This window comes from Alteromonas sp. BZK5, from assembly GCF_014349115.1.
Lineage (GTDB): Bacteria > Pseudomonadota > Gammaproteobacteria > Enterobacterales > Alteromonadaceae > Alteromonas > Alteromonas macleodii.
Genome location: NZ_JACSOE010000108.1, coordinates 1 through 9,365, shown reverse-complemented (window position 1 = coordinate 9,365; position 9,365 = coordinate 1). Strand labels below are relative to the sequence as shown.

Annotated in this window: 6 protein-coding genes and 2 pseudogenes; 3 read left to right on the top strand and 5 right to left on the bottom strand. The window is 43.8% G+C overall.

Annotated elements, in window-relative coordinates:
• Together BIZ39_RS22360 and BIZ39_RS19045 are read left to right on the top strand one after the other, a co-directional pair.
• Positions 1–172, top strand: a pseudogene (locus BIZ39_RS22360) (FMN reductase); the annotation flags it as partial.
• A gap of 219 nt (positions 173–391) precedes the next feature.
• Positions 392–2,350 (top strand): tetratricopeptide repeat-containing sulfotransferase family protein, encoded by a 1,959-nt coding sequence (locus BIZ39_RS19045; RefSeq protein ID WP_187447733.1) that lies wholly within the window; start codon positions 392–394, stop codon positions 2,348–2,350.
• Positions 2,351–2,436: 86 nt separating this feature from the next.
• Here BIZ39_RS19045 and BIZ39_RS19040 read toward each other — a convergent pair whose 3' ends face one another.
• The 5 genes and pseudogenes from BIZ39_RS19040 to BIZ39_RS19020 all read right to left on the bottom strand — a co-directional run bounded on the left by BIZ39_RS19040 (position 2,437) and on the right by BIZ39_RS19020 (position 8,348).
• Positions 2,437–3,105 (bottom strand): pentapeptide repeat-containing protein, encoded by a 669-nt coding sequence (locus tag BIZ39_RS19040; RefSeq protein WP_187447732.1) that lies wholly within the window; start codon positions 3,103–3,105, stop codon positions 2,437–2,439.
• A 65-nt stretch (positions 3,106–3,170) separates the two neighbouring features.
• Positions 3,171–5,021: a methanol/ethanol family PQQ-dependent dehydrogenase gene (locus BIZ39_RS19035; RefSeq protein WP_187447731.1), complete on the bottom strand. Its 1,851-nt coding sequence runs from the start codon at positions 5,019–5,021 to the stop codon at positions 3,171–3,173.
• 242 nt (positions 5,022–5,263) lie between these two features.
• On the bottom strand, positions 5,264–5,899 hold the full coding sequence (locus BIZ39_RS19030; RefSeq protein WP_014975961.1) for a response regulator transcription factor: 636 nt from the start codon (positions 5,897–5,899) through the stop codon (positions 5,264–5,266).
• A gap of 105 nt (positions 5,900–6,004) precedes the next feature.
• Positions 6,005–7,262, bottom strand: a pseudogene (locus BIZ39_RS19025) (DUF2891 domain-containing protein).
• Between the two features lie 36 nt (positions 7,263–7,298).
• Entirely contained in the window at positions 7,299–8,348 is a 1,050-nt protein-coding gene (locus tag BIZ39_RS19020; RefSeq protein WP_187447730.1) for a PLP-dependent cysteine synthase family protein, read from the bottom strand.
• Positions 8,349–8,650: 302 nt separating this feature from the next.
• Between BIZ39_RS19020 and BIZ39_RS19015 the strand changes: the two genes are divergently transcribed.
• On the top strand, positions 8,651–9,365 hold a 715-nt coding region (locus BIZ39_RS19015; RefSeq protein ID WP_187447729.1), incomplete at its 3' end, for an endonuclease/exonuclease/phosphatase family protein.

Here is a 9,365-nt window from a genome sequence, read left to right as displayed (position 1 = left end):
GTTACTGAGAATGTTACTTGAAAATCTAGGTACTATGGTGCTGCCGAACCAAAAAGCTATTGCGAAGGTAAATACGCTTATGGAAGATGGCGCAATTACGGATGAAAAGACGATTAAGCAGCTTAAAAATTTGGGTAAAGAAACTGCTGAGCTTGCCGCCAAAGTAAAATAGCTGAAAGTAGGTAATCAAATTTGAAGCCTACTAAATAAAGACTGGCCACCTTGTAATTGCAGTATCTACACGTGGCTAGTCTTCGGTGAATGTTCGAGGTTTTAGTTTTGTGCACGGTTAGTTGAGAGTGCTTAAATTCAACTTTTAGCGTGTTACTATAGACAAATCATTACTGCAAAATCTGCTAAAGACGCACATATCTCCAAAAATAAAATATTCATGAAACTTACTCAAGAAATAATAAATCAAGCAATGCAGGCGTTCGGTGCCGGTGAATTTAGCCGAGTCATATCGACGCTTTCTCCTGTCTATGAGCAGCATCCAATGGCAAAAATGGTATATGCTACGGCACTAGGAAAGGTTGCTGAATTTACTACGTCGTTTGAAATATTTGAAAGCCTTCAGTCTGATTATCCCCAAAATACTGATGTGGCGTATAATTATGGGCTATTGCTAAAAGAAGCTGAGCGGTTTGATGACGCACAAAAGCAGCTTTCAAAAGCGATAGCAATTAACCCAAACTACCACGTTGCTTTTCATGCACTTGGAAATTTAATGTCTGAGCTTGGTCGAAATGAAGAAGCACAGTTAGCATATGAAAAAGCAATAGCAAAAAATCCTAAAAATATTCAGTACGGACAAAGCCTGGGTAAGTGTCTTTATCAGCAGGAAAAATGGTCTCAGTTGGTCGCGCATATTAAAAGAGAGGATCTTCATCTAAGCGATAAACTTAGCGCTGAACTGTATACAGAAGCATGTTACAGAATTCATTCGAGAGGAGAATTAGCTAAGCAGAGTAATATGCTAAGTTCAACGTACTCAGATTCTTATTCGATCCACTATTTTTTGGCGTTGTCAGCATTGGAGTCGAAGCGTTACGTTCATGCAAAGCGTCATCTTGAAAAATCACTTTCCCTCGCTGATTCATCGGATAAAGAAGAGTTACTGACGTATTTAGACTATGTTTCTTGGCTACTCAATGCCACTAAAGACAACCTTGATGTCCTCAATAGAAAGTTTGAAAACACCGATAACATTCAGTTACTAGAGCTGGCCTTTAACATTAACGAAAACAGGCGTGAGTTAGCTGAAGCTGAGAAGTTTCTTTGCAAAATTCAATTAATTCAAGCTGAAGGCGACAAGGAGCAACACGAGTTAAAACGTTCGCTGTTGGCTTTCGCAAAAGGAGAGTTTGAAGAGGGGCTGCGAATTAACGAGCACTTCTTAGTAAAACAACCCAAAAGCCTTCCTCATCTTTACCAGAAGATTAGAACCCTTGAAAAGCTTAAGCGTTTTAGCGATGCCGAAGAGGTCATCAGGTTTATCGCACATAACGTGAATAACCTTCATTCCAGTAAATTCGCAGATTTGTCCTCTGGCGTCATGCTCAATGGTTTTGATGTATCACCTTCTCCTATCGTTAACACGTCAAGTAACCGCACAAACATTCTCTTTATTGTTGGATTTCCTCGTTCGGGAACGACATTGATAGAAAGTTTGTTACTTAAAAGTGCGAATGTTGAGTTATTAGAAGAAACAGATGCCGTAGAAACCTTCTATAACCAGATGGTTGAACGCGAGATTGTTGACCCTGAGGCGGGTGATATAAAGCGTACAAACCAAAGTGAACTAGACGCTTTGGCAAATGAATACCTTGAGCATTTAACAGCTTATTCTCCTAGTGTTGACAGCAGTAAACTCATCGTAGATAAGATGCCGCTTAACTTCCCTTATTTACCTGCAATGTTGACCTTGTTTCCTAACGCAAAAGTACTTTGTTGCCTACGTAACCCGAAGGCAGTTGCGTTGAGTTGTTTACAGTTCGAGGAAATAAACTTGTACACCGTTGAGCAATTCGCTGAGGCTTACAATAAAGTCTTCACGTGCTGGGAAAAAATGGAACCAATCTTAAGGGACAGAGCAATAAGCATTAAATATGAAGATGTTGTTGCTGACCCTGAATCTTCTATAGCGTCCATATATCAGTTTTCAGGGCTGACAGAAGGGGAGGCTAAGACCTTAGAAAGTAATAGTTCGCCTTTGTTCCAAACACCGAGCTACTATCAAGTTAGTCAACCAGTGTATAAGTCTTCAATGCAAAAGTTTGAGAACTACCCAACGCTTTTCTCTGAATGTCCCCCTCTTTTGGATGAATGGGAGCAAAAATGGGGATATTAAGAAAGTAAGTATGAATGGGTGTTAGTGAAGGTAATGGGCGCTGGGTACATCGAACGGCTCAATGTTTTCTTTCCACCCAATCACAGTTACCAGTTAATAGGACAGTTTGTACATTCGTCCATGAAAGTACCCTGAAATGTTGCGTAGTGGATGCGCGTACCGGTTAGGTTCGCTCGATACAAACTTGCATCGTTCAGTTTTGCTTCCTGAATATTGGCGTTAATCAGTGAAGCACCTTCAAAGTTTGCTTTGTTCATCCAAACCCGCTCTAAGCGTGCGGCACGTAAGTTGGTGTTTACCATTGTCGCACTTGATAAACGCGCTTGGTCCAGGTTAGCACCTGAAAAGTTGGAGTTAGTGAAATCAACCCCTTGACCGAAAAGCGCCCAGCCATCTACGCCTTCTAAGTTAGCGTTGCGAACTTTTGAGCTGCGTAAGTCTGCGTGTTTTAAGTTGGCGGTAGCTAAATCAGCGTGATCTAGGTTACTTTTCTTAAACGTCGCATAGCTTAAGTTGGCGTGCCTTAAATCTGTTTTGTTGAACTTAACGTTGGTGAATACTGCCCCGTGCAAATTTGCATGGCTCAAATCAGCACCGCTTAAGTCTGTATCGCTACACACTGTCTTTGGTTTTATTTCACATCCGTTGATAATTTCCACGTCATCTTCGAAATCGGGAATGGCACTGGCAGTTGCTGAATATAGGACAACTAATAATATGGGGAGTTGTTTGGTTGCTTGAAAACGTAAGCGCATGAGAGCTCCTTAATGCCGAGAGGCGTTTTCACCGCCTCTCGGTTTGGTTTGTTGCAAAGATAAAGCTATTGTTTAGCTACGTTTTGCTTTTTATTGTGATTAGGAAGTTTAAATACCCAGAACGAACCACCTTGCGCGACAGGTTTGGTGAGTTCAGCCATATCTCCTCCCCATAGCGGTACTGCACCACCATAGCCTGACGCTAAGCCGATGTATTGCTCACCATCCTCTTCCCAGGTGATAGGGCATGAAATGATGCCCGAGCCCGTTTGGAACTTCCAAAGTTCTTCACCGGTTTCCTCATCGAAAGCTTTGACATAGCCATCGCCCGTTCCGGTAATAATGAGCCCGCCTTTCGTCGCCAGTACCCCAGCCCACATAGGAAGTTTCTCTTTGTGTGTCCATTTAATTTCACCTGAAATGGGGTCTACGGCACGAAGTACGCCCACGTGGTCGTCATACATGCGCTTAATTCTAAAACCCTGTCCTAGGTAAGCGGCACCTTTCTTATAGGTCACTTCTTCCGTCCAGTAGTCTTCTTTCCAGTGGTTTGCGCCCATATAGAACCAGCCGGTATTCTGGCTGTAGGCCATCGGGTTCCAGTTCTTCCCGCCCAAGAATGGAGGCGATACCTCTATTGACTTTCCTCGTTTTTCACCCGGCTCAGGCAGTGGTGGGCGTTGTCCTTCTACTTCAACTGGGCGACCCGTGTCAGGGTCTATATGTGTGGCCCACGTAATGTTATCTACAAAGGGAAAGCCTCTGATGAATTCACCGTTTTGTCTGTTAACTACATAGAAAAAGCCATTTCTGTCTGCATGAGCCGTCGCTTTTATGAGCTTTCCATTATCGTAATAGTCGAATAGAACAAGTTCATTGTTGCCAGAGAAATCCCATGCGTCGTTAGGTGTATGTTGATAGAACCATTTAACCTCACCAGTGGTTGCATCTACACCCACTTGTCCAGAAGTATAAAGGTTATCCCAATCTCGTGGGTCGCCGCCTTTGGCGGTGCGTTTCCATGTATTCCAAGGAGCGGGGTTACCTGCACCTATGATGATAGTGTTAGTTTCAACATCGAAGCTTGCACTCTGCCATGGTGCGCCACCACCATGGTGCCAAGCCTCAACCATTTCGCCGTTTTCATCCTTTGGCCACGTTGTCACTTCGTATGAACCACCAGTAGGCGTGCTGTCTTTTCCATTTAATCTGCCCATGTGCCCTTCAACAAATGGACGCATCCAAATCTCTTCACCGGTTTCAGGATCCCGTGCAAACAGTTTTCCTACAACACCAAACTCATCACCTGATGAACCGTGAATAAGCATGACCTTTCCTGACTTTTGGTCTTTAACAATCGTAGGTGCCCCCGTCATGGTGTAGCCTGCACGATAGTCTTCAAAGCGCTTCTTCCATTTTACTTTGCCCGTTAGCCGGTCAAGGGCAACAACGCCAGCATCCAGCGTACCGAAAAAGACTAAGTCACCATAAATTGCTGCGCCGCGATTTACCACGTCACAACACGGTCGAATACCTTCTGGAAGGCGGTGGGCGTAGTCCCACAACTTCTTACCTGTTTTTGCTTCATAGGCGTAGATACGGGAGTAGCTACCGGTTACATAGACAATACCGTCGTACACGATTGCCTGGGACTCTTGACCCCGTTGCTTTTCATCACCAAAACTCATCACCCAAGCCGGAGATAGCATGTGTACATTTTCTTTGTTGATTTGATCAAGTCCGCTGTAACGCTGAGCTTCTGGACCCATACCATACATCAGTACGTTCTCAGGCGTCTTGGCATCATTTTCAATGTCTGCCCATGTCACGCCATCGTCCGCATATAAATGTGAACTCGTACCTAAACCAATAATTACGCTTAAGGCCAATGAAGCCTTTGAATAGAACTTAGCCATAGTTTTATTTCCACTGTTACCTTGATGTTGTGTTAACAGTATGTAACTAAGTAGAGGCCCTGATAAACGGATTCCGTCCTTCAAAATACGGGAAAAATTCCCTTAGATTAAGTGTAATGAAAACGCTAATATATTGATTTGCATGAGGTATCTTTATCATGAGACAAAGTTAGTACCAAAGGGGTATAAAAAAGATACGAAAGTACAGGGAAGTTTTCCCGACCTTGTTTTGTGGCGCTTGTTTAGCTGGCAATTTTGATATAACCCTGCTTTATGGCAAGGTGAACAAACTCGGCATTTGTCTGTAGCTCAAGTTTTCGCTTGAGCTGGGTGATAACGTTTGAGACCGTCTTTTCAGAAATGTTGAGGCTTTCAGCGACCTGTTTTCGGCAAAGCCCGTTCGCTATACCAAGGAATATATCCAACTCTCTTTGTGTCAGATCTGTTAAGTTGCCTCCGGAATGTGACAGGTTAAATGTAGCGAGCTCAATGGCAGTATTGTGTTCTAAATAACGGCGGCCTTTAATGATAGATGTCACCGCGCTTATCAGTACATCAGGTTCACTTTGTTTACTAACATAGCCCATTGCCCCTAGTTTCATAGCTCTATCGATGATGGAAATATCATCGAACATGCTGAACATAAGTACTTTTGCGTGCTCCCAGCGCTGAACAATATATTCCGCTAGCGTGAGTCCGCTGGTGGTTCCTAAATTAATGTCTAAAATAATGAGGTCGAAGTGGTTCGCACGAAGTGCATTTGTGGCTTGCTGCGCATTTTTTGCATTGGTGACGACAGCGCCTTCGAGTACCGAAGATAACAGCGTAGAAAAGCCTTCTCTCACTATTGCGTGATCATCAACAAGTAAAATTTCCATAGCTGCGCTTTATTCATATCACCATAGAATGAGCATGCCACGGTAGGCGAGTGAGACGAATAGCACTTTAGTGCTCATTCATCTCACACTTTAGTAGGATATAAGTTAATTCAAACCGCGCTGTGTTTCTAAGTAGCTGGCAAAGCTGCCAAGCCAATGGCTGCCCATGTAGTGCATGTCACCAAACACCGCGTTGAGCCCGGTCTCACGATGTGAACTTAATGCTTTCTTAAGCACAGGTAAGCGTTTGTCACCTTCAGGCAAAGCTTGCATTATGCCTTCTATCATCCACGCTCGGCTGATGTTCAGCCCGTCTAGGGTGAGCGAGTTTACCATCCGTCTTGTCAGTCACTGTAGCGGGAGCTAGCCAATTTGATGTGCTAGCTGTGAGGCTTGGAAAGAACGCTGAAAGCCATTGGCTATAGTTCTTCTTAGACATTACTCTTCGCTTTAAATCAGCTTCGGCCAAACACGGTGATAGAAAATCTTGTCCCGAAGGCTCGTAGGCAAGAGGGCACTGTGTATCGTCTTGATAATAGTCTTTCACCCTGGACGTTAACAGCGCTTCAAACTCCTTATTACCTGCTACTTTCGCCCAATCCAACATTAAGCCAAAAGCAAAGGCGGTTTGGCTATGCTCACCCGTTCGGATTGGGTAAGCTAATTTGGGTAACCATGCGCTTACTCTGGCTACAATTTCGTCCTCGAGAGGACGTAAAGTATTTAGCCATTTTGTTGCTTCAGGAAGGGAAGATTGACGTAGTTCAGCGGTTAGCTGCAGGAACCAAGCAAGACCATAGGGGCGTTCAAATGAGGCATTGTTTTCACGCTTAAGGCTCGTCAATTCCCCTTGGATATTTTTAGGCGTAAAGCTGATGTTGAGCTTTTCAATGATTTCATCCTTATCCACTGCATCTTGCGCAGTGTTTAGCATTCTTACTAAAAGCCAATGGCCATGAACCGACGAGTGCCAGTCTAAACAACCATAAAATGAAGGGTAGAGTTGATTTGGTGCCTTAACGTCATCGCCGTTATTCATCATGTGTTTCACTACATTTGGAAACTCTTGATGAATACAATGAAGCGCGAGGTTAGCAAAAACGCTTTCGTAATTGTTGTTAGGGACGTCAGCGTTGGCGGTCGCGTTTGCGGCTTGGTTGATACTAGTGTCGCTTGTGTTCGCAGTTTCAACAGTCGACGTACCGCTAGCAGAGGCAGAGTGTGCAGCAAACGCTGTGACGAATGCAACCGTACAGCTAACAACGTTTTTTATTTTGATCATAATTTTGCGCGCTTTATCAATGAGAAGTATATCGCCAATGTATAGAGATAAACGCTTTGAATAAAGTGCTGCGCGATACATAACGCCCCAGCACTTTAAACAGCAGAAACAGGCTATTTAAGCAGGGGCTCCGATGGCCTCTAGTTTGGTGGTGTATTCATCGAGTGAGCCAATGGTCTTTTCTACCCAACCAGCATTATAGTAAGTTTCACCATACCGCTCTCCGCTGTCGCACATAAGCGTTACGATCGATCCCACTTCTCCTCGCTGCTTCATTTGTTCAGCAGTACTTAATGCGCCCCATAGGTTTGTGCCGGTAGACGGACCGGCTTTAATTCCCATGGTGTTGTTTAACCAATGCATGGTTGCAATACTGGCGGCATCGGGAACGGCAATCATGTCATCTATAACGTCATGCTGAAAAGAGGCTTCCACTTTAGGGCGTCCTATCCCTTCTATGCGGCTACCACGGGTAGCAGTAAGTGTATGATCGTTGTTTTTGAAGCTATCAAAAAACACACTGAATTCTGGATCTACCACGACAAGCTGAGAAGAGAGACCTTTGTAGCGAATGTAGCGCCCTATGGTGGCTGATGTTCCACCTGTACCTGCACTCATAACCACGGTGTGTGGAATAGGGTGGGGCTCGGCTTTCATTTGCTCAAAGATACTCTCAGCAATATTGTTATTTCCACGCCAGTCTGTAGCGCGCTCAGCGTAAAGAAACTGGTCCATAAAGTAGCCGTTAAGTTCTTTCGCGACCTTGGTGGCTTCGCTGTGCATTTGTGTAGGGCAGTCAACGAAATGACACTGTCCACCGTAGCGTTCAATAAGCGCTATTTTACTTTGGGCGGTAGATTTGGGCATAACCGCAACAAACGGAACGCCAATCATTTTAGCAAAATAAGCTTCAGACACCGCTGTACTGCCTGACGAGGCTTCAACCACAGTAGTTCCTTCTACAATTTTTCCATTACAAAGGGCGTACAAAAAAAGGGACCGGGCTAGACGGTGCTTTAGGCTGCCTGTTGGATGGGTGCTTTCATCTTTAAGGTAGATATCAATATCTCTAAAGGCGATCTGCTCTAATTTGATTAAGTGCGTATCAGCCGAACGTTGATAATCTGCATTGATAATATTGATCGCTTTTGAAACCCAGCTTTTCATAACTTTCTCTCATTCACCCAAAATGCGAAACGTTAAGCGTAGTTCGCTTGACGCTAGCCGTATAAAACAAAATTAGAATATCAGTTAAGAACGAGTATTTGATTCTATTATTTTAGTATTAGTGCTTTATAGTAAAAAATATTTCTTTCATAGGTCTCATTCATGAAAATAAATTCCGTTTTTATGTAAGAGCGAGAGCATGTTTGTCTTATTGATACAACAGTCTTTAATAAAACAAAAAAGTTCAGATAAGCCGCTAAAGTTGCTATCTTTGCATTTCGCTTTTACTTACAGGTAACAACATGAAAAATAGGGCGCTCTTCTGTGCGATAGCTCTTCTACCCGCATTATTCGTATCTACGCTGGCTAGCTCGCAAGAAGAGCAAATGCTTAAAATCGCAACGTTTAATGTAAGTATGGAAGCCACTAACTACAAAGCGTTGGGTATGAAGCCAAGCGATCAGGTACTTCAACACGTTCTTTCAACGGGTGAGCATAGCCAAGTTAAAAACATTGCTGAAATTATTCAACGCGTTAACCCCGATATCTTGATGTTGAATGAATTTGACTACATTGCAGATAAGCGTAAAGGGGTAGAAGCATTTGTTAAGAACTACCTGAATGTTTCACAAGGCGGCCTTGATCCTGTGGATTACCCGTATACGTATGTGGCCACAGTCAACACAGGGGAGCCAACGAAATTTGACTTAGACAACAATGGCAAAACAGAGGGGTTTGGCGGCGATGCATATGGTTTTGGGCTTTATCCCGGGCAATATGGTATGGCGCTTTTGTCAAAATACCCTATTGATGTTGATGGTATTCTCACTTTTCAGACGTTTAAATGGCATCACATGCCTCATCCACAGGTTCCTATTATTCCCGATGAGAGCGGAAGTACTGATAAGGGCAAGCCATGGTACGACGTAGAAGAGTGGGCCGCGCTAAGGCTGAGTTCTAAGTCTCACTGGGATGTGCCGGTGAAAGTGGCGGGCAAAACCGTACACATACTTGCTA